Origin of the sequence: Streptomyces sp. Act143, from assembly GCF_003143935.1 — a bacterium.
Classification (GTDB): Bacteria; Actinomycetota; Actinomycetes; order Streptomycetales; family Streptomycetaceae; genus Streptomyces.
Genome location: NZ_QFRX01000001.1, coordinates 5015048 through 5035076, shown reverse-complemented (window position 1 = coordinate 5035076; position 20029 = coordinate 5015048). Strand labels below are relative to the sequence as shown.

The 20029-nt window shown below is 67.3% G+C and carries 17 protein-coding genes; 7 read left to right on the top strand and 10 right to left on the bottom strand.

All coding sequences use genetic code 11. The features are described 5' to 3' along the window. Window positions 1–9: 9 nt before the first annotated feature. Window positions 10–2376 carry a DUF6049 family protein gene (locus tag DI272_RS22760; RefSeq protein ID WP_109497139.1) on the bottom strand — a complete coding sequence of 789 codons (2367 nt, stop codon included), beginning with the start codon at window positions 2374–2376 and terminating at the stop codon, window positions 10–12. Between the two features lie 295 nt (window positions 2377–2671). Between DI272_RS22760 and DI272_RS22755 the strand changes: the two genes are divergently transcribed. Next, window positions 2672–4114 (top strand): CCA tRNA nucleotidyltransferase, encoded by a 1443-nt coding sequence (locus DI272_RS22755; protein ID WP_109497138.1) that lies wholly within the window; start codon window positions 2672–2674, stop codon window positions 4112–4114. A 59-nt stretch (window positions 4115–4173) separates the two neighbouring features. Here DI272_RS22755 and DI272_RS44220 read toward each other — a convergent pair whose 3' ends face one another. From DI272_RS44220 to DI272_RS22730, 5 genes are all read right to left on the bottom strand, one after another. Continuing rightward, window positions 4174–5061: a hypothetical protein gene (locus tag DI272_RS44220; RefSeq protein ID WP_146238379.1), complete on the bottom strand. Its 888-nt coding sequence runs from the start codon at window positions 5059–5061 to the stop codon at window positions 4174–4176. A gap of 115 nt (window positions 5062–5176) precedes the next feature. Further along, complete coding sequence (locus DI272_RS22745) at window positions 5177–5677, bottom strand: hypothetical protein (protein WP_109497136.1); 501 nt, start codon at window positions 5675–5677, stop codon at window positions 5177–5179. A 123-nt stretch (window positions 5678–5800) separates the two neighbouring features. After that, window positions 5801–7063 carry an MFS transporter gene (locus DI272_RS22740; RefSeq protein ID WP_109497135.1) on the bottom strand — a complete coding sequence of 421 codons (1263 nt, stop codon included), beginning with the start codon at window positions 7061–7063 and terminating at the stop codon, window positions 5801–5803. Window positions 7064–7160: 97 nt separating this feature from the next. Beyond that, complete coding sequence (locus DI272_RS22735; protein WP_109497134.1) at window positions 7161–8243, bottom strand: inositol-3-phosphate synthase; 1083 nt, start codon at window positions 8241–8243, stop codon at window positions 7161–7163. A gap of 44 nt (window positions 8244–8287) precedes the next feature. Next, the gene (locus DI272_RS22730) at window positions 8288–8980 is read right to left on the bottom strand and encodes a PadR family transcriptional regulator (protein ID WP_109497133.1); all 693 of its coding nucleotides are present in this window, start codon (window positions 8978–8980) and stop codon (window positions 8288–8290) included. Between the two features lie 366 nt (window positions 8981–9346). On the opposite strand from DI272_RS22730, the gene DI272_RS22725 reads away from it, so the two are divergent. Then, a complete protein-coding gene (locus tag DI272_RS22725; RefSeq protein ID WP_258314632.1) occupies window positions 9347–11962 on the top strand; it encodes a transglycosylase domain-containing protein in 2616 nt (871 codons plus the stop codon). 108 nt (window positions 11963–12070) lie between these two features. Next, complete coding sequence (locus DI272_RS22720; RefSeq protein WP_109497132.1) at window positions 12071–13579, top strand: glycosyltransferase family 87 protein; 1509 nt, start codon at window positions 12071–12073, stop codon at window positions 13577–13579. A gap of 109 nt (window positions 13580–13688) precedes the next feature. Here the strand turns inward: DI272_RS22720 and DI272_RS22715 are convergent, their stop codons facing one another. The 3 genes from DI272_RS22715 to DI272_RS22705 all read right to left on the bottom strand — a co-directional run bounded on the left by DI272_RS22715 (window position 13689) and on the right by DI272_RS22705 (window position 16432). Further along, window positions 13689–14720 carry an alanine racemase gene (locus tag DI272_RS22715; RefSeq protein WP_109497131.1) on the bottom strand — a complete coding sequence of 344 codons (1032 nt, stop codon included), beginning with the start codon at window positions 14718–14720 and terminating at the stop codon, window positions 13689–13691. A 95-nt stretch (window positions 14721–14815) separates the two neighbouring features. After that, entirely contained in the window at window positions 14816–15937 is a 1122-nt protein-coding gene (gene femX, locus DI272_RS22710; protein WP_109497130.1) for a peptidoglycan bridge formation glycyltransferase FemX, read from the bottom strand. 180 nt (window positions 15938–16117) lie between these two features. After that, window positions 16118–16432, bottom strand: coding sequence for a hypothetical protein (locus DI272_RS22705; RefSeq protein WP_109497129.1), 315 nt, complete (start codon window positions 16430–16432; stop codon window positions 16118–16120). A gap of 264 nt (window positions 16433–16696) precedes the next feature. On the opposite strand from DI272_RS22705, the gene rpsF reads away from it, so the two are divergent. From rpsF to rplI, 4 genes are all read left to right on the top strand, one after another. After that, entirely contained in the window at window positions 16697–16987 is a 291-nt protein-coding gene (gene rpsF, locus DI272_RS22700) for a 30S ribosomal protein S6 (protein WP_005482942.1), read from the top strand. 81 nt (window positions 16988–17068) lie between these two features. After that, window positions 17069–17662 carry a single-stranded DNA-binding protein gene (locus tag DI272_RS22695; RefSeq protein ID WP_109497128.1) on the top strand — a complete coding sequence of 198 codons (594 nt, stop codon included), beginning with the start codon at window positions 17069–17071 and terminating at the stop codon, window positions 17660–17662. Between the two features lie 57 nt (window positions 17663–17719). Then, on the top strand, window positions 17720–17956 hold the full coding sequence (gene rpsR, locus DI272_RS22690; RefSeq protein WP_003949403.1) for a 30S ribosomal protein S18: 237 nt from the start codon (window positions 17720–17722) through the stop codon (window positions 17954–17956). Between the two features lie 18 nt (window positions 17957–17974). Beyond that, window positions 17975–18421: a 50S ribosomal protein L9 gene (gene rplI, locus DI272_RS22685; RefSeq protein ID WP_059194386.1), complete on the top strand. Its 447-nt coding sequence runs from the start codon at window positions 17975–17977 to the stop codon at window positions 18419–18421. A gap of 215 nt (window positions 18422–18636) precedes the next feature. On the opposite strand, the gene DI272_RS22680 is transcribed toward rplI, so the two are convergent. After that, window positions 18637–19974, bottom strand: a complete 1338-nt coding sequence (locus tag DI272_RS22680) for an MATE family efflux transporter (RefSeq protein WP_109497127.1) — start codon at window positions 19972–19974, stop codon at window positions 18637–18639. Between the last annotated feature and the right edge of the window lie 55 nt (window positions 19975–20029).

Sequence of the window (20029 nt, the reverse complement as noted above, 5' to 3'; positions counted from 1 at the left end):
ACGACATCCTCAACGGTCCACTCTCTCACCCGTGCCGGACGGGTCGGCGCTTTCCGCTGCGGTGTCCGGTGTCGGGTCACTCGGCTGCTGCGGGTCGTCTGCCCCGGGCCGGATGCCCGACTCCTCCGAGAGACGGCCTTCGGGCCCCTCGGGGTTCTGCGGGCCGTCCACCGGCTCGCCGGCCTCGTCCGGCCCGTCGGGTCCGCCGTCCGCGGCCTCCCGCTCGGCGGCGCGCTTGCGCTGCTTGTACATGCGGAAACCGGCGAGGACGAGAAGGAGGAAGCCGCCGCCGATGACCAGCATCACCGTGGCCGTGAACTCGGTGACCTTCACGTCGAACCGCACCGGATCGCCGTACGCCTGGCCGTCCTCGGTGAACAGCTGGGCGACGACCTCCGTCTGGCCGTTGGCCTGGGCCGAGGTGGTGAACTTCACCGTCTGGCTGTGGCCCCCGTTGACCGCGACCTGCTGCTCCTCGTAGTCACCGTCGCCGATCTTCAGGCGGGTCGGGCTGGTGGAGGTGAGGCGCAGGACGAGGTGGTCGACGCCCTGCACCAGGTTGTTCTGCACGGTCACGGGGATCGTGGCGCTGCGCCCGGAGAGCTTCGTATCGGACTTGTCGATCAGTTTGACCTGGCTGGTCAGGGTGTTGAGGTAGTTCCGCACGCCGTCGCGGTAGTTCTGCGCCTCGGCCGGGCGACCGCGCCACGACGTCGACATCTCGCGATTCATGGCCCGCCCGAAGGGGGTCACCACGCGGGACTGGTCGGTGAGGATCACCTTGAACTTGTCGAGCTTGTCCCGCACGGCCGCGATCTGCTCGAACGACAGCTTCGACAGTTCCTGCCTGCGGAGCTTGGCGGGGTAGGCGGAGGCCGAGGGGACCTTGGTGGTGGCACTGGCATCCGGCTTGGCGGCGGCCGCAGACGTGAGGGTCTGATTCTGCGACCAGGTGCCGCCCTGGAGGGCGGCCACCGCCGCGGCCATCGCCTGCGCCTGGCTCGCCGTCGCCAGGCGCTGCGGGGCGATGACGACGCTGCGCTGCTTGTCCACCTGCTGGTTCAGCGCCAGGCTCGAGGCGAGGAACTTCTGCACGGCGAGGGTGGAGGCGGAGGCCGAGGTGAGGTCGCCCTGGAACGCTGTCGACAGCCGTGCGTCAGCGACCACCGCCGTCGTGCCGCCGCCGATGGGGCGGGCCGCCGAGGGCGTGTACGGCAGACCGGCGGTCTCCTCCAGGCTGTCGCTGCGCGCGATCACCTTGTCGGCGCCCGCGGAGGTGGCGACCTTGACGATCGACGGGTCGACGGCGCCGTTCACAGGCCAGGCGAAGTCGGTGCTCGGCGTCACGTGGAGCACTGTCTGCACCGTGGTGGCCGCGACGTCGGTGGCCTCCTTGAGGTGGCTCAGGGAGCCACTGACCATCGTGCCGTTGTGCGCGAGGGAGGCGAGGTCCGGGTCGGCGAAGGGGAGGGCGACGACCTCCTTGTCCGCCACCGCGTCCTGAAGCTCGGCCAGCCACTGCTTGGCGACCGCCTGGTGTGTGCCTGCCACGGTCCCGTTGCCCGACTGGACCCTGTAGGTGCGCGTCATCGCGTCGACGGAGGCCAGCAGGTCGGGATCGATCACCCAGGTGACGTCCAGGCTCTTGCCCAGCGACAGCAGTTGTTCCAGCCGCCCGCCCGGGGAGATCTCCTTGGCCAGGTCGTCGTCGAGGAAGACCGGTGTCTGCTGTGCGTTCGACCCTGTCTCTGCCGTCATGTGGACGGTGGAGACCAGCGGCCAGAGCACCGCCGTCTTCGTCTTGGTGTCGGCTTCCTCGGGCTGCCAGGGCAGGTACGTCCGCTGGATGCCGAGGACCTGCTGCCACTGCTGCGCCGAGGTCTGCCCCGTGAGGGAGACCCCGAGCTGGTAGACGCCGTCCGAGCCGAGGTCCAGCTCGTCGACCGGGACGGAGATGCTGAAGTTCTGGGCGACGCCCGGGGCCAGCTTGGAGAACTTCTGGACGTACTTGCCGCCGACGATCGTCCCGTCGAGGCCCGGCTTGAATTCGCCGCCCGCGGCGACGCCGTCGATCTCCGATCGGGTGTTGAGCTCGGGACCGACGCGGAGGTCCACCTGGGCGTCCGTGACTGTCTGCTTGCTGTCGTTGGTCACGGTGCCGGACACGGTCACGGTGTCCCCGTCCGTGGGGACGTTGGGCGTGAGCGTGTCGATGTCCACGGAGACGGTGCCGGACGCGGCGCTCGCGGGCGCGGCGGCGGACAGCTGGAGCAGTCCGGCCAGCAGGGGCGCTCCGGCGAGCAATGCTCCCGTGCGCCTCAGCCACCGGCGGGCAGGTGAGGGACTCATCCCCTGGAAGTCTGCCGCCTCGGCCACGCGCTCGCCCGTCCCTCGTCGTCAGTGGTCGTCAGTGGTCGTCGCAATGTGCGTCCACGCATGGTAACGATGCGCGCTGAGGGGAAGTGCCGCGGACTGCTCCACAAGATCGTGGGACGCGACCGGGCCGTCCTGTATGTGTGCGTATAAAGGGGAGCGAATCCGTACGTCGGGCGGGCGGCCCTTGCCTTCGGGCCCGCGCATCGGCCTGTGCAGATTTCATGGAGGTGCCGTCGGGAGCGCCCGTGTAAATAGGGGCGCTCGGGGTCGCCGGGGCCACGTACCCTTTTCTGTTGTGCCGAACGCCAACGAAGACAAGCCCAGCGCCCTGAGCCAGGTGCAGCACCGCGCGGTCAGTGAACTGCTGCGGGTCGCCCCTGTCGCCGACGACCTCGCCCGTCGCTTCCAGGAGGCCGGGTTCTCCCTTGCCCTGGTCGGTGGCTCGGTCCGGGACGCGCTGCTCGGCCGGCTCGGCAACGACCTGGACTTCACCACCGATGCCCGCCCCCAGGACGTACTGAAGATCGTGCGCCCATGGGCGGACGCCGTCTGGGAGGTCGGGATCGCCTTCGGCACAGTGGGTGCGCAGAAGGACGGTTACCAGATCGAGGTGACGACCTACCGTTCGGAGGCGTACGACCGGACCTCGCGAAAGCCCGAGGTGTCGTACGGCGACTCCATCGAGGAGGACCTGGTCCGCCGTGACTTCACGGTGAACGCGATGGCCGTGGCTCTGCCCGAGAAGGAGTTCATCGACCCGCACGGCGGTCTGGAGGACCTTGCGTCACGGGTACTGCGCACACCCGGCACTCCGGAGGCCTCCTTCTCGGACGACCCGCTGCGAATGATGCGAGCAGCGCGATTCGCGGCCCAGCTCGACTTCGAGGTGGCCCCTGAGGTGGTGACCGCGATGAAGGAGATGTCCGGCCGCATCGACATCGTCTCGGCCGAGCGGGTCCGGGACGAGCTGAACAAGCTGATCCTGTCCGCACACCCGCGCAAGGGCCTGACTCTGCTGGTGGACACGGGCCTCGCGGACCACGTCCTGCCGGAGCTTCCCGCTCTCCGTCTGGAGAGGGACGAGCACCACCGCCACAAGGATGTCTACGACCACACGCTGATCGTCCTGGAGCAGGCGATGGCACTGGAGTCGGACGGCCCCGACCTGGTCCTCCGCCTCTCCGCCCTCCTTCACGACATTGGTAAGCCGCGCACGCGCCGCTTCGAGAAGGACGGCCGGGTCTCGTTCCACCACCACGAGGTGGTCGGCGCGAAGATGACCAAGAAGCGCATGACGGCGTTGAAGTACTCCAACGACCTGGTGAAGGACGTCTCACGCCTGGTCGAACTCCACCTGCGCTTCCATGGCTATGGCACGGGCGAATGGACGGACTCCGCCGTCCGCCGCTACGTCCGCGACGCCGGCCCGCTCCTCGATCGCCTCCACAAGCTGACCCGCTCCGACTGCACGACCCGCAACAAGCGCAAGGCGTCAGCGCTGTCGCGTGCGTACGACGGCCTGGAGGAGCGCATCGCTCAACTCCAGGAACAGGAGGAATTGGACGCCATCCGCCCGGACCTGGACGGCAACCAGATCATGGAGATCCTCGGCGTCGGCCCCGGCCCCGCCATCGGCCGTGCGTACAAGCACCTGCTGGAGCTGCGCCTGGAGAACGGGCCTATGGGCGAGGAGGCTGCGGCCAGGGCGCTGAAGGAGTGGTGGGCCTCTCAGGCATAGCGTTAGGGGGCATGTTTCACGTGAAACATGCTCCCTTCTCTCGGCTTCGTCGCTCGCGACTACGCGTTGTGCAGGTAGTAGTCAGTGAGCTTGCCGTGCACGTTGGCCTTCATGTACTGCTTCTTGTCGATCTGGATGACGCTCCCCCTGTACGCCACATTGCCTTCCCAGATCACCGAAGCGTTGGCCAGATGACCGCTGTCGCAGGGCTTACCGCGCTCGCAGAAGCTCCAGTTGCTCAGCCACGTCTTCTCCTTCTCGTGAGACAGGCTGATGACGCCGGAGAGATTGCGCTTGCTTGCATCGGCCTTGATGACCTTGGTGATGTCCCGGCCATTGCTGTGGAAGATCATCTCAAGGTTGAGTTTGATGACCTTGACGCCCAAAACCTTCACGTACGTCGTGTAGTTCACCGTGCGGTCGCCGCTCGCCAGGGCGCGTGCGGCGACGGGAAGGCCGCTGACGGTGCGCTCTTGGCCGATGACGACATCTCCGTTGTACAGCGAGGTCATGTCCGTGCTCTTCCGCGTGGAGAGCGGAGCCCCCGTGCTCTGGCCCGCGCTCTTGTCGAGGGCTGACTTGAGTAGGGCGGGATCGTGCAGGTAGCCGAGGAACTTGGACTGCTCAGCCTGCGTCAGGGCCTGGAACGCCCTCAGAGCGTCGGCGGCACCCTTTTCGTGAGAGTGGCGCAGATAGGCGGCGTATGCCGACGGTGTAGCAGCGGGATCACGCTGCTGGACTGCGCTTTGCCTGTTCTCGGCGGCGGCTACGTGGGATGCCGTGCCGACGAGAAGTACGGCAGCGCCAAGTGCTGCCATCGTCACGTGGGTGGGTCGGCTGGTCATGCTGGTGCCCCGTTTTCTGAAGTCGGACTCGTACTTGCCGTGCTCGGAATGGTCAGTTCCAAGCGTGAGAACGACCTTTTCGGACGACGTCAACAGAGGCAAGGGAGTTGAGCTTCTTCAGAGCGTGGAGTGGTTGGCGCGCCATAAGGTCCACACGCGACAACGCTTGAGGGGTGATGTTTCACGTGAAACATCACCCCTCAAGCGAAGATGCGCCCTACTTGACTTCCTTCAGGCAGAGGACCACGTCGTGGCCGTCACCCGTCTGGTAGTAAGAGATTTCCGCAGACGCGACAGACTCGCACTTGCTGTCATCGCTGGTGTTGTCGAACTTCTCAACGACCTTGTACTGAGCGTCGCTCGAGGAGCAGTCGACCGTCTTCAGGTCCGGGTTGATCTGCGTGCCCTCGTTGTGCATGCAGCTACCCACCGACGTGGTCTCCGCGTCCGTCTGGCCGAAGAACCACTTGCCGGCGGCGATGAGTATCGCGACGACGATGAAGCCGACGATGCGCAGCACCTTCTTGTTGAAGCGCCGGGCAGGCGGGGCCGGCGGCACCGGCGCGTAGGGGACTCCACCCTGCGGGGGAACGCCCGGCTGGCCCTGGGCGTAGGGGTTGCCGCCCTGCGGCGGGTACGGGGCCTGGGCCTGGGGCTGGCCGTAGGGCTGCTGGCCCTGAGCGAACGGGTTCTGGCCCTGGGGCGGCGGAGTAGTCACTTGGGGGTCCCCCTAGAACATGGGTGCGTGACACGCATAAGGAGCGAGTAAGACGCACGTAAGCTACCGGGCCCCACTGACACTCCTGTACCCGAGGGGGACTCTGTGGCTTTGATGTGACACTTACTGGCGTTCAAAGCGGGTCATAGCCGCTGCAATTGCCCCGTAGATAACGGCCACTGTTACCACCAACACCACAGAGCGCCCGTCCGGCGGCAGCATCAGCGCGGCGACTGCTGCCGCTCCGACGAAGGCGACGTTGAACAGGACGTCGTAGACGGAGAACACCCGGCCCCGGAAGCCGTCGTCGACCGAGGACTGCACGATGGTGTCCGTCGCGATTTTCGCTCCCTGGGTCGTCAGGCCGAGGAAGAAGGACGCTGCCAGCATGGGTGCGACGGCGAACGGCAGGCCGAGGGCGGGCTCCAGGATCGCTGCGGACGCGGCGCACACCACGATCCAGCGGCCCGGGCCGAGTCGTCCCGCCGCCCCCGGCGTCACCACGGCTGCCACGAAGAAGCCCGCGCCCGAGATGCCCAACGCCAGCCCGAGCAGGGCGAGTCCGTCATCGGTGGTGGACGTGAACTCGTACCGGCACAGCATCAGCAGCATGACCAGCAGGGCGCCGTAGCAGAAGCGCATCAGCGTCATGGCGGCGAGTGCCCAGGCTGCTTCCCGGCGCGGGCGCCCGGCCAGGTGGCGTACGCCTGCCGCCAGATCACGGGCGGTTCCGGAGAGGGCTGCCGCAAAGCCGGGGCGTACCAGCGCCGCCTCTGGTCCCAGCAGTTCCTTCGACATGCGCAGCGATGCCAGCCCCGCGCACAGGTACAGGACCGCGCCGAGGAGCACCACGGCCGCGTCCGAGTCCGCCACCAGCAGCCGTACGACGAAGGCGAGACCGCCGCCCGCGGTCGCCGCGAGGGTGCCGGCGGTCGGGGAGAGGGAGTTGGCGACGACCAGCCGCTCGTCGTCGACCACGCGGGGCAGCGCGGCGGACAGGCCCGACAGGACGAAGCGATTGACGGCGGTGACGGACAGGGCGGAGACGTAGAAGAGCCAGTCCGGGGCGTGGCCGACCATCAGGAGGGCCGTCGCCGAGGCCATCGCCGCGCGCACCAGGTTGCCGTAGAGGAAGACCTGGCGGCGGCGCCAGCGGTCCAGCAGGACGCCGGCGAAGGGTCCCACCAGGGAGTACGGGAGCAGCAGAACGGCCATCGCGGAGGCGACGGCGGCGGCCGAGGTCTGTTTCTCCGGGGAGAAGACCACGTACGCGGCGAGTGCGACCTGGTAGACGCCGTCGGCGCCCTGGGAGAGCAGGCGTACGGAGAGCAGGCGTCGGAAACCCTGGAAGCGCAACAGGACGCGCAGGTCACGGACGACGGCCATGGGGCACAGCCTCACATACGGGAAGGGTCCCCGGGTGGTACAACCCGGGGACCCTCGACACAGCCCTGGCAGGAGCGTTTTTGAGTGACGGCGAGCTTTAGCGCTCGACCTCGCCCTTGATGAACTTCTCGACGTTGTCGTAGGCCTCGTCGTCGAAGTACTGGACCGGCGGGGACTTCATGAAGTAGCTCGACGCCGACAGGATCGGGCCGCCGATGCCGCGGTCCTTGGCGATCTTCGCGGCGCGCAGGGCGTCGATGATGACACCCGCGGAGTTCGGGGAGTCCCAGACCTCGAGCTTGTACTCCAGGTTCAGCGGGACGTCGCCGAAGGCACGGCCCTCGAGGCGGACGTAGGCCCACTTGCGGTCGTCGAGCCACGCGACGTAGTCGGACGGGCCGATGTGGACGTTCTTCTCGCCCAGCTCACGGTCGGGGATCTGCGAGGTGACGGCCTGCGTCTTCGAGATCTTCTTCGACTCGAGGCGGTCGCGCTCCAGCATGTTCTTGAAGTCCATGTTGCCGCCGACGTTGAGCTGCATCGTGCGCTCAAGGCGGACACCGCGGTCCTCGAACAGCTTCGCCATCACACGGTGCGTGATGGTGGCGCCGACCTGCGACTTGATGTCGTCACCGACGATCGGGACGCCCGCCTCGGTGAACTTGTCCGCCCACTCCTTGGTGCCGGCGATGAAGACCGGGAGGGCGTTGACGAAGGCGACCTTGGCGTCGATGGCGCACTGGGCGTAGAACTTCGCCGCGTCCTCGGAGCCGACGGGCAGGTAGCAGACGAGAACGTCGACCTGCTTGTCCTTGAGGACCTGGACGACGTCGACCGGCTCCTCGGCGGACTCCTCGATGGTCATGCGGTAGTACTTGCCGAGACCGTCGAGGGTGTGGCCGCGCTGGACCGTGACGCCCTTGTTCGGGACGTCGCAGATCTTGATGGTGTTGTTCTCGCTGGCACCGATGGCGTCCGAGAGGTCGAGGCCGACCTTCTTCGCGTCGACGTCGAAGGCGGCGACGAACTCGACGTCACCGACGTGGTAGTCGCCGAACTGGACGTGCATCAGTCCGGGCACCTTGGACGCCGGGTCGGCGTCCTTGTAGTACTCGACTCCCTGAACCAGCGACGCGGCGCAGTTGCCCACACCGACGATGGCTACGCGAACCGAACCCATTCCGGTTGCTCCCTGTGTGTACGAGTGAGGCCCTGATTGGGCGCTCACGTGGCGGTGTCGTCGGGCAGATCGGTCCGGGGGGTGTCCCCGGGCCGTGGCAGGTTGCCCGTCGCTCCAGATGTGTTGTTCTGCTGAGAGGGCTGAGCGGGCCCCCCGGAAGCGGAACCACGGAGGTCCCGTCCGGCCCGCTCGCTCTCGATGAGCTCGTTCAGCCAGCGCACTTCGCGCTCCACGGACTCCATTCCGTGGCGCTGGAGCTCAAGCGTGTAGTCGTCGAGGCGCTCCCGGGTCCGAGTGAAGGAGGCGCGCATCTTCTCCAGGCGCTCCTCCAGCCGACTGCGGCGCCCCTCCAGCACGCGCACGCGTACGTCGCGCGACGTCTGCCCGAAGAACGCGAAGCGCGCGGCGAAGTGCTCGTCCTCGTACGCGTCGGGGCCGGTCTGGGAGAGCAGTTCCTCGAAGTGCTCCTTACCTTCCGCCGTCAACCGATAGACGATCTTGGCGCGGCGCCCCGCGAGGGGGGCGGCGAGGGCGTCCTCAGGAGCGTTCCCCGACTCCTCGATCAACCAGCCGTTGGCGACCAGCGTCTTGAGGCAGGGATAGAGCGTGCCGTAGCTGAACGCCCGGAACACGCCCAGTGACGTATTGAGTCGTTTGCGCAGCTCGTAGCCGTGCATCGGGGACTCGCGCAGGAGACCGAGTACGGCGAACTCCAGAATCCCGGAACGCCGGCTCATGGTCGCCTCCTCTCGGTCTTCCGCTCGCTTATGTCGCTCTGATGTATCGACTCGATACATCACGACGATAGAACGGCCTTCCGGATGCGACAAGTGCGGGGACGGTGAACGGGATCACATCACCGATTCGTTGGAGGCAAGTTGCCTGATTTGGGGTGAACTTCGGGGCTAGGCGGGTTTTGACGGTGCGTAGTCTGTGCGGCATGCACACCACCGGGAACCGAGTGACGCCTGAGGGCGTCGTCGTCCTCGGTGCAGTACGGGTGAATGCGAAAGCGACCACATCCGTACTTCGGGGGGACCGGAAACCAGCAGCCGCCGTTTCCAGGCGCGCAGAGGTGCGCCTGCCCTAGGAGTAGTCGTTCGATGAGCGAGCACCGTCGCAAACCGCCGCAGCCGCAGGGAGGCGGACGTGCCGCGGCCCGACGCGGCCAGTCCGGCTCGTCCTCCGGCCGCCGTGCGGCACCGCGTGGCGCCACCGAGTCTCCTTCCGACTCGTACGGGTCGGGTTCATCCCGGTCGGGAGGCGAGGAGCGGCCGTACGGCGGCCGCGCCGAGGCCCGACGCGCGGCGCAGAGAGGCGGGGGCAACCGGCGCAGAGCGCCCGAGCCCACGGGCCGCGGCGCGCGGCGCGGGGGCTCCACCGGCCCTGGACGCGGCCGAGCCTCCGCCCCGACCAAGAACCGGTTCATCGACTACCCGCGCGCCGGCAAGTACGGCTGGCAGCGCTGGGTGCCCTCCTGGCGACTCGTCTCCGGGCTCAGCCTCGCCTTCTTCGGCAGCCTGGTGGCCATCGCGGGCATCGGCTACGCCATGGTGAGCATCCCGAGCGAGAACGCTGCGGCGAAGTCCGAGAACAACGTCTACTACTGGGCAGACGGCTCCCAGATGGTCGCCACGGGCAGTGGCGCGAACCGTCAGAACGTCGACATCTCCAAGATCCCCAAGGCCATGCAGTGGGCCGTGATCTCCGCGGAGAACAAGAGCTTCTACACCGACTCCGGCGTCGACCCCATGGGTATCGCCCGAGCGCTCGCCAACATGGCCCGCGGCGGTGACACGCAGGGTGGTTCGACCATCACCCAGCAGTACGTGAAGAACACCTACCTGAGCCAGGAACAGACCGTCTCCCGGAAGTTCAAGGAGATGTTCATTTCCATAAAGGTGGGCACGAAGCTCACGAAGGACGAGATCCTCCAGGGCTACCTGAACACCTCGTACTACGGCCGTGGGGCGTACGGCATCCAGGCCGCGGCACAGACCTACTACGGCAAGGACGCCGAGGACCTCTCGGTGTCCCAGTGCGCCTTCCTGGCCGCGCTGCTCAAGGGTCCGACGTACTACGACCCGATCGACAACACGAGCATCGACCCGACGGCGACCAAGGACAAGAACCTCGAGCGTTCCAGGGGGCGCTGGAGCTGGATTCTCGAGCAGATGCACGACGACAAGCGCATCACGGACGCCGAGTACCAGACGGCCGTCAAGAAGTACCCCATGCCTCAGGGCCTGAAGGCGACCAAGGGCATGACCGGGCAGATCAGCTACCTCGTCGACACGGCCAAGAAGTACGTCCTGAACCACTCGAACATCTCGCAGGCCGACTTCGACAAGGGCGGCTACCAGATCTACACGACCTTCGAGAAGGACAAGGTCAACGCTCTGGCCAAGGCTGTCAAGAAGGTCGAGGACGAGCGCATCGACCCGGAGAAGCGGGAGCTGGACAAGCACGTTCAGTTCGGTGCGGCGTCAGTGAAACCCAATGACGGTGCGATCGTCGCGCTCTACGGCGGTGACGGCTACGAGAACGACCACTTCAACAACAACGCGGACACATCGGGTGTGCCCGTTGGCTCGACGTGGAAGCCGTTCGTGCTCGCTGCGGCTATGGAATACGGGACGTACAAGAGCGACGGTGAGGGTGTCTCCCCGTTGAGCAAGTACAACGGCAACGACCATCTGAAGGTCAGGAACAACGACGGCTCTTATGTCCTGAAGAAGGACAACTCAGTCTTCTACCAGGAGAACGAGAGCGACTATCCGTGGGGCTACATCACCTTGCGCAAGGCGATGGAACAGTCCGTCAACACACCGTTCGTGCAGCTCGGAATGGACGTGGGGATGGACAAGGTTCAGAGTGTGGCCGAGAAGGCCGGCATCCTGAAGGACAGCTTCGCCTACCGCAACGCCTCCTTCGCTCTGGGGACCTCCACCCCCAGCGCCATCCGCATGGCCGACGCCTACGCCACGTTCGCGGCGTCCGGCAAGCACGCGGACCCGTACTCGGTGACGCAGGTCAAGCACAACGGTGAAGAGGTGCCCGGCTTCAGCAAGCCGAAGGTCACCCTGGCCATGCCGGAGAACGTGGCGAACAACGTCACGGACACCCTCGAGAACGTCATCGAGAACGGTACGGGTAAGAACGCCAAGGCCCTTGGTCGTACGGCCGCCGGCAAGACCGGTACCACCGACAGCAACAAGTCGGCCTGGTTCGTCGGCTACACCCAGCAGCTGTCGACGTCGGTTGCGATGTTCCGAGAGGACCCGAAGAACAGCAAGCTGCTCTCCATGAACGGCACGGCGGGTGTCGAGTCCATCCACGGTGGTGACATCCCGACGTCCATCTGGACCGAGTACATGAAGGTCGCGCTGAAGGGTGACAACGACCCCGGCTTCCCGGAGGCCGAGAAGATCGGCGAGATCCAGGACGAGGCCGGTGCTCCGTCCCCGACGCCGTCCGTCACCGTGACGCCGAGCGAGACGCCGAGTGCCACGCCCAGCCCGACGCCCAGCGAGTCGGAGATCCTCCCCTCGCCGTCGGCCAGCGAGTCCTGCAAGTTCAGCTGGCAGTGCACGGACACCGGAGGCACGGACACCGGCGGTACGGACGGAGGCGTGACCTCCTCACCGACGGCCACGGCGACAGACACCACCAGAGGCAACGGCAATGGAGGCGGCATCTTCGGAGGATCGACCGGTTAGCCGCCTTATCGCCCGCCGAGGGTGTTTCACGTGAAACATGGGCCGCCGCACCCACCAGGTGCGGCGGCCCTCGGCGTATTCCTAGGCGGGTACGGCAGGATGTGCCCCATGCCCAGCGCAGAATCCACGCGAGCGAGCGTGCACGAGCAGGACCCGGTGCGGCCGACGAGGGACGACGAGGTCGCCGCGAGTGGCAGCGAGCTGATCGGCGGTCCCATCGGGCGGCGAGCCCTGCTCGGGACGTCCTGGTGGACTCCCGTGCGGGTCATCGCGCTCGTGGCGATCGGGATGTTCGCCCTGGGCCTGATCCAAAAGGCACCCTGCTACAACGGCGGCTGGTTCTTCGGCGCCAGCTCGCAGTACACGCACGCCTGCTACTCGGACATCCCGCACCTCTACGCGGGGCGCGGCTTCGCCGATGGGCTCGTGCCGTACTTCGACAAGCTCAACGGCGACATGGAGTACCTCGAATACCCGGTGCTGACCGGCGTGTTCATGGAGGTGGCCGCCTGGCTCACACCGGGCAGCGGCAGCATCCAGGACCAGGAGCAGTGGTACTGGATGGTCAACGCCGGGATGCTGATGGCGTGCGCCGCCGTCATCGCCGTGTGCGTGACCCGTACACACGCCCGGCGGCCCTGGGACGGTCTGCTGGTCGCCCTGGCGCCCGCCTTCGCGCTGACGGCCACGATCAACTGGGACCTCCTGGCGGTCTCCCTGACGGCCGCGGCGATGCTGATGTGGTCCCGGGGCCGTTCGCTGGCGTTCGGCGTCCTGCTGGGCCTCGCCACGGCCGCCAAGCTCTATCCCGTCTTCCTGCTCGGCCCGCTGTTCGTGCTGTGCTGGCGCGCCGGCAAGTGGCGGGACTTCGGGAAGGCGTTGGGAGGCGCCGCGGGCTCCTGGCTCGTCGTGAACCTCCCGGTGATGCTGCTCGCCTGGGACGGCTGGGCGAAGTTCTACGAGTTCAGCCAGGAGCGGGGCGTCGACTTCGGGTCCTTCTGGCTGATCCTCGCCCAGAACTCGTCCGACCCACTGAGCACCGACACCGTCAACACGCTCGCCACGCTGCTCGTCCTGCTGTGCTGCGTCGGCATCGCCGCGCTCACACTGACCGCTCCGCGCCGGCCGCGCTTCGCCCAGCTGGCCTTCCTGATCGTCGCGGCGTTCATCCTCACCAACAAGGTCTACTCGCCGCAGTACGTCCTGTGGCTGGTCCCGCTGGCCGTGCTGGCCCGGCCCAAGTGGCGGGACTTCCTCATCTGGCAGGCGTGCGAGGTGGCGTACTTCCTGGGCATCTGGATGTACCTCGCGTACACGACCAGTGCGGACGCTCACAAGGGCCTGCCCCAGGAGGGCTACCACTGGGCCATCGGCCTGCATCTGCTCGGGACGCTGTATCTGTGTGCCGTGATCGTGCGCGACATCTGGATGCCGGAGCGCGACGTGGTGCGCAAGGCCGGTGACGACGATCCGTCAGGCGGTGTGCTCGACGGCGCGGAGGACGTGTTCGTTCTCGGTCCTGCGGCCCATCCCCCGCGGCACGCGGCCCACTTCGACAGCCCGCAAGTGGAGTGGGGCGGTCAGGGAAATACGCCCTCCGCGGGCAGTTCGCTCTGAGCGAACAAGGCGTCGGGTGGTCGCGGACGACCCATGCGAAAGGCCGTGCACGGGTTTCCGTGCACGGCCTTCCGGCTGTCTGCCGTGTTCGCCAGGCGTCAGTCAGCTGTCAGCGGTCGACGAGCCGGTCGAACTGCGTGGTGGTGTGCCGGAGATGGGCCACCAGTTCCTCGCCGACCTTCGGCTCGGGGGCGTCTGAGGGCACGAACAGGATCGACACCTGCATGTGCGGCGGCTCGGCGAACCAGCGCTGCTTGCCGCCCCAGACGAACGGAGAAAGGTTCCGGTTGACCGTGGCGAGACCCGCACGGGCGACGCCCTTGGCACGCGGCATGACGCCGTGCAGGGCCTTGGGGGCCTCCAGGCCCACCCCGTGCGACGTACCGCCCGCCACGACCACCAGGAAGCCGTCCGAGGCCGCCTTCTGCTGCCGGTAGCCGAACCGGTCGCCCTTGGCCACGCGCGTGACGTCCAGGACGGCTCCGCGGTACTCGGTGGCCTCGTGGTCCCCCAGCCACAGCCGCGTGCCGATACGCGCGCGGAAGCGGGTCTGCGGGAACTGCTGCTGGAGCCGGGCGAGGTCCTCGGCCTTGAGGTGGCTGACGAACATCGTGTGCAGCGGCAGCCGGGCGGCGCGCAGGCGGTCCATCCAGCCGATGACCTCCTCGACGGCGTCCGAGCCGTCGGTGCGGTCCAGCGGCAGGTGGATGGCGAAGCCCTCCAGGCGGACGTTCTCTATGGCGGCGTGCAGTTGCGGCAGGTCCTGCTCGCTGATGCCGTGCCGCTTCATCGAGGACATCACCTCGATGACCACCCGGGCACCGACGAGGCCGTAGACCCCGTCGATCGACGACACCGAGCGGATGACGCGGTCCGGCAGCGGGACGGGTTCCTCGCCGCGCCGGTACGGCGTCAGCACCAGCAGGTCACCACTGAACCAGTCCTTGATGCGCGCGGCCTCGTACGTCGTGCCGACGGCGAGAATGTCCGAGCCGAGGCGGGTGGCCTCCTCCGCCAGCCGCTCGTGCCCGAAGCCGTAGCCGTTGCCCTTGCAGACCGGCACCAGGCCCGGGAACTGCTCCTGCACGTGCTTGTGATGCGCCCGCCAGCGCGCGGTGTCGACGTAAAGCGTGAGCGCCATGGCCGGACCTGGAACCTTTCTCGTGGCTGCGGTGTATCAGAGGTGTGAAAGCAATTGAACCGAAGGACGCGGCCTCAGCGGCGCGACATGGCCAATCAGCGACGCGACATGTAGATGTCGAGCGCCTTGTGGAGCAGCTTGTTCAGCGGGAAGTCCCACTCGCCGAGGTACTCGGCGGCCTGCCCGCCGGTGCCCACCTTGAACTGGATCAGGCCGAAGAGGTGGTCGGTCTCGTCCAGGGAGTCGGAGATGCCCCGCAGGTCGTAGACGGTGGCGCCGAGCGCGTAGGCGTCGCGCAGCATCCGCCACTGCATCGCGTTCGAGGGCCGGACCTCACGGCCGATGTTGTCGGAGGCGCCGTAGGAGTACCAGACGTGCCCGCCGACGATCAGCATCGTCGCCGCCGACAGGTTCACGCCGTTGTGGCGGGCGAAGTACAGCCGCATGCGGTTGGGGTCCTCGGAGTTGAGGGCCGTCCACATGCGCTGGAAGTACGACAGCGGTCGGGGCCGGAAGTGGTCGCGCACAGCCGTGATCTCGTACAGCCGCTGCCACTCCTCGAGGTCGTGGTAGCCGCCCTGGACGACCTCGACGCCGGCCTTCTCGGCCTTCTTGATGTTGCGGCGCCACAGCTGGTTGAAGTTCTTGTGGACCTCTTCCAGGGAGCGGTTCGCCAGCGGCACTTGGTAGACGTAGCGCGGCTGGACGTCGCCGAAGCCGGCCCCGCCGTCCTCGCCCTGCTGCCAGCCCATACGACGCAGCTTGTCGGCGACCTCGAAGGCGCGCGGCTCGATGAAGTCGGCCTCGATGTCCCGCAGCCGCTTCACGTCGGGGTTCTGGATGCCCGCCTTGATGGAGGGGGCCTCCCAGCGCCGGATGATCACCGGCGGACCCATCTTCACGGAGAAGGCGCCCTGGTGCTTGAGGTGCGCGAGCATCGGTTCCAGCCAGTCGGTCAGATTCGGCGCGAACCAGTTGATGACCGGGCCCTCGGGCAGATAGGCGAGATAGCGCTTGATCTTGGGGAGCTGGCGGTAGAGGACGAGGCCCGCGCCGACCATCTCGCCGGTCTTGTCGTCGAACCAGCCGAGGTTCTCCGAGCGCCACTCCGCCTTGACGTCTGCCCAGGCCGGAACCTGCATGTGGCTCGCCGACGGCAGGCTCTGGATGTAGGCCAGATGCTGCTCGCGGCTGATCGTCCTCAGGGTCAGGCTCATTCGGGGCGCTCCTCGGGCTGGTGTGTCCCCATGGGTACAGGGGCTCCGGCTCTCGCGCCGAAGCCTACTGCGCCTTGCGAGCGCCCCGGCTGGGCGTACGGGACCTGCGCCGCGGCTGCGAGGGCCGCCGAGGCGTTCCGTGGTGCTTTGGGTGATGTGAAGAGGACGGTGTCCCTGGCGTCAGCTGATCACTCCGCCGAAGAGGCCGCCATGGGCCATGCCGAGGAAGAAGCCGACCGCTGAGGCGCCGAGACCGAGGATCAGTCCGAAGCGCTCACGGGTCGTCTCCGAGATCCACTGGCCGTAGGCGCCGGTGGCGATCCCGACCAGGCCTGCCCAGGAGCTGAGCAGGTGCAGGTTGTGGAACATCGCCGTGACGAAAGCCGTGATGCCCAGCACCAGGGTCACCGCGAGCAGCGTGTCCTGGAGGGGGTGGGGCTTTCCGTCCGTGGCGAAAAGGCCTCCGACGGTGTTGGGTCGCATTGCCTGTGCCATAGGGCACCTCCTGCGGAAGGCGGCGCATCGTAGCGCCATACACACCCGATGTGTACAGATTGTCGGTCCCGGCGGCCGGATTTCAACCGGAAGCCGGTGTGCGGGTAGTCTGTACCGTCTGCACCTGTGTCTGCCCATGTCACGACCGGGACTACCGCGAGGAAGCCCCGATTGTCAGTGGCGGCCGATACGGTTGCGTACGCATCACGACCCTCCTGCCACGGAACGACCGTGGCCGCTGAGTCCAAAGGAGGTGGGTTCCACATGCGTCACTACGAGGTGATGGTCATCCTCGACCCCGATCTGGAGGAGCGCGCTGTCGCCCCCCTGATCGAGAACTTCCTCTCCGTCGTCCGTGAGGGCAACGGCAAGGTCGAGAAGGTCGACACCTGGGGCCGTCGTCGTCTCTCGTACGAGATCAAGAAGAAGCCCGAGGGCATCTACTCGGTCATCGACCTGCAGGCCGAGCCTGCGGTCGTCAAGGAGCTCGACCGCCAGATGAACCTGAACGAGTCGGTCCTCCGGACCAAGGTCCTCCGCCCCGAGACCCACTGAGCTCTCCCGCTCAGCTGATCTCGGGACTCGAGTAGCAGCACCACAAAGCAGCCAGCAGCAAACCCGCCGAGAGGTTCCCCCATGGCAGGCGAGACCGTCATCACGGTCGTCGGCAATCTTGTCGATGACCCCGAGCTGCGCTTCACCCCTTCCGGTGCGGCGGTCGCGAAGTTCCGTGTCGCGTCCACCCCCCGCACCTTCGACCGTCAGACGAACGAGTGGAAGGACGGCGAGAGCCTGTTCCTGACCTGCTCGGTCTGGCGTCAGGCGGCGGAGAACGTTGCCGAGTCGCTCCAGCGAGGCATGCGCGTCATCGTGCAGGGCCGGCTGAAGCAGCGGTCCTACGAGGACCGTGAGGGCGTCAAGCGCACGGTCTACGAGCTGGACGTCGAGGAAGTCGGCGCCAGCCTGCGGAACGCCACGGCCAAGGTCACCAAGACCGCCGGCGGTGCCGGACGCGGTGGCCAGGGCGGTTACGGCGGCGGTGGCGGCCAGGGTGGCGGCGGCTGGGGTGGGAACTCCGGCGGCGGCCAGCAGGGCGGCGGCGCTCCCGCCGACGACCCGTGGGCGACCGGCGCTCCTGCCGGTGGCCAGCAGGGCGGCGGCGGTGGCGGCTGGGGTGGAAACTCCGGCGGCAGCGGTGGCGGCGGCTACTCGGACGAACCCCCCTTCTAGGCCTTCGGGCCGAGGGTGGGTCGTACCCACACTTCTTGATCACACAGGAGAAACACCATGGCGAAGCCGCCTGTGCGCAAGCCTAAGAAGAAGGTCTGCGCTTTCTGCAAGGACAAGGTCACGTACGTGGACTACAAGGACACGAACATGCTGCGGAAGTTCATTTCCGACCGCGGCAAGATCCGTGCCCGCCGCGTGACCGGCAACTGCACGCAGCACCAGCGTGACGTCGCCACGGCCGTCAAGAACAGCCGTGAGATGGCGCTGCTGCCCTACACGTCCACCGCGCGCTAAGGGAAGGGTGACCGACTAATGAAGATCATCCTCACCCACGAGGTCTCCGGCCTCGGTGCCGCTGGCGACGTCGTCGACGTCAAGGACGGCTACGCTCGCAACTACCTGATCCCGCGGAAGTTCGCTATCCGCTGGACCAAGGGTGGCGAGAAGGACGTCGAGCAGATCCGTCGCGCTCGCAAGATCCACGAGATCCAGACCATCGAGCAGGCCAACCAGATCAAGGGCCAGCTCGAGGCGGTCAAGGTCCGTCTGGCCGTTCGCTCCGGCGACGCCGGCCGTCTCTTCGGTTCCGTCACCCCGGCCGACATCGCCTCCGCGATCAAGGCTTCCGGTGGCCCCGAGGTCGACAAGCGCCGCATCGAGCTCGGTTCGCCGATCAAGACCCTGGGCGCCCACGAGACGTCCGTGCGTCTGCACCCCGAGGTTGCCGCCAAGGTCAACATCGAGGTTGTCGCGGCCTGATCGCTGCGCTCGGTTTGAGCAGTTGTGAGAGGGGGTCGTACCCATCGGGTACGGCCCCCTCTTGCATGGCTGAGTCGCTGCCGGGCCCTGTCTGAGTGAAGTGATCGGGCATGCGGTGTTTCACGTGAAACGTCATGAGGCGACGTGTTTCACGTGAAACGGTCAGGCAACGGCGTGATGTCTCCTGTGAACGGCGTGATGTTTCATGTGAAACGTCAGCGGGTCGCACCCGTGACGATCCAGCGTCCCGACCGCGCTCGAACCCACAGGGTCGCCATGCGGACCGCCATCATCAGCGTCATCGCTCCCCACAGGGCGGTGAGGCCTCCGCCGAGTGTCGGGACGAGCAGGGCCACGGGGGTGAAGACCGCGAGGGTCATTACCATCGCCCAGGCCAGATACGGGCCGTCACCGGCGCCCATCAGGACGCCGTCCAGGACGAAGACGATCCCGCAGATCGGCTGGGAGAGCGCCACGACGAGCAGTGCGGGCAGAGCGGCGTCCTTCACCGAGGAGTCGCTCGTGAACAGGGGCAAAAACGCCGGTCGGGTCACCACGACCAACAGGCCGAGCACCACGCCGACCGCGATGCCCCACTGCACCATGCGGCGGCATGCCTCCCGGGCGCCCTGAGCGTCGCCCGCGCCGAGATAGCGGCCGATGATGGCCTGCCCGGCGATGGCGATCGCGTCCAGAGCGAAGGCGAGCAGGCTCCACAGGGACAGGATGATCTGGTGCGCCGCGATGTCCGCGTCGCCGAGGCGGGCCGCTACCGCGGTGGCGATCATCAGGATCGCCCGGAGGGAGAGGGTGCGGACGAGCAGCGGGGCGCCGGCTTGGGCCGAGGCCCTGATGCCCGCTGCGTCGGGACGCAGGGAGGCGCCGTGGGCACGGGCACCGCGTACGACCACCACCAGGTAGACGGCGGCCATGCCGCACTGGGCGATGACCGTGCCCCAGGCGGAGCCGGCGATGCCGAGGTCGGCTCCGTAGACGAGGCCGGCGTTCAGGGCCGCGTTGGCGACGAAGCCCCCGATGGCGACGTACAGGGGGGTCTTCGTGTCCTGCAAGCCGCGCAGGACACCGGTCGCGGCGAGGACGATGAGCATGGCCGGGATGCCGAGGGACGAGATCCGCAGATAGGTGGTCGCGTACGGGGCGGCGGTGTCCGAGGCGCCGAAGAGTTCCACCAGGGCGGGTGCCGTGGGCAGAACGACGGCGATCACTGCGGCGCCGAGCAGGAGGGCCAGCCAGATGCCGTCCATGCCCTGGCGGATGGCGGCCTGGAGATCGTCGGCGCCGACCCGTCGGGCGACGGCCGCGGTGGTGGCGTAGGCGAGGAAGACGAACACACTGACTGCGGTCGTCAGGAGGGCGGAGGCGACCCCCAGGCCCGCGAGTTGGGCGGTGCCGAGATGGCCCACGATCGCGCTGTCCGCCATGACGAACAGGGGCTCGGCGACGAGCGCACCGAAGGCCGGGACGGCCAGTGCGACGATCTCTCGGTCGTGCTGTCGCCGTGCGGCGCGCGAGGTCGCGGGAGCGTGTGTCATGAGCACCAATCTAATCGTCCACAGGTAATGGATGCAATTGATTAGTGACCCTTAC

Bases quoted from the DNA above. Each gene is read 5' to 3' on its own strand.
- femX (WP_109497130.1), bottom strand. From the start codon at position 15,937: ATGAGCCTGACCCTGAGGACGATCAGCCGCGAGCAGCATCTGGCCTAC.
- rpsR (WP_003949403.1), top strand. From the start codon at position 17,720: ATGGCGAAGCCGCCTGTGCGCAAGCCTAAGAAGAAGGTCTGCGCTTTC.
- DI272_RS22680 (WP_109497127.1), bottom strand. From the start codon at position 19,974: ATGACACACGCTCCCGCGACCTCGCGCGCCGCACGGCGACAGCACGAC.
- DI272_RS22715 (WP_109497131.1), bottom strand. From the start codon at position 14,720: ATGGCGCTCACGCTTTACGTCGACACCGCGCGCTGGCGGGCGCATCAC.
- DI272_RS22740 (WP_109497135.1), bottom strand. From the start codon at position 7,063: ATGGCCGTCGTCCGTGACCTGCGCGTCCTGTTGCGCTTCCAGGGTTTC.
- rpsF (WP_005482942.1), top strand. From the start codon at position 16,697: ATGCGTCACTACGAGGTGATGGTCATCCTCGACCCCGATCTGGAGGAG.
- DI272_RS22730 (WP_109497133.1), bottom strand. From the start codon at position 8,980: ATGAGCCGGCGTTCCGGGATTCTGGAGTTCGCCGTACTCGGTCTCCTG.
- rplI (WP_059194386.1), top strand. From the start codon at position 17,975: ATGAAGATCATCCTCACCCACGAGGTCTCCGGCCTCGGTGCCGCTGGC.
- DI272_RS22725 (WP_258314632.1), top strand. From the start codon at position 9,347: ATGAGCGAGCACCGTCGCAAACCGCCGCAGCCGCAGGGAGGCGGACGT.
- DI272_RS22695 (WP_109497128.1), top strand. From the start codon at position 17,069: ATGGCAGGCGAGACCGTCATCACGGTCGTCGGCAATCTTGTCGATGAC.
- DI272_RS22735 (WP_109497134.1), bottom strand. From the start codon at position 8,243: ATGGGTTCGGTTCGCGTAGCCATCGTCGGTGTGGGCAACTGCGCCGCG.
- DI272_RS22705 (WP_109497129.1), bottom strand. From the start codon at position 16,432: ATGGCACAGGCAATGCGACCCAACACCGTCGGAGGCCTTTTCGCCACG.
- DI272_RS22720 (WP_109497132.1), top strand. From the start codon at position 12,071: ATGCCCAGCGCAGAATCCACGCGAGCGAGCGTGCACGAGCAGGACCCG.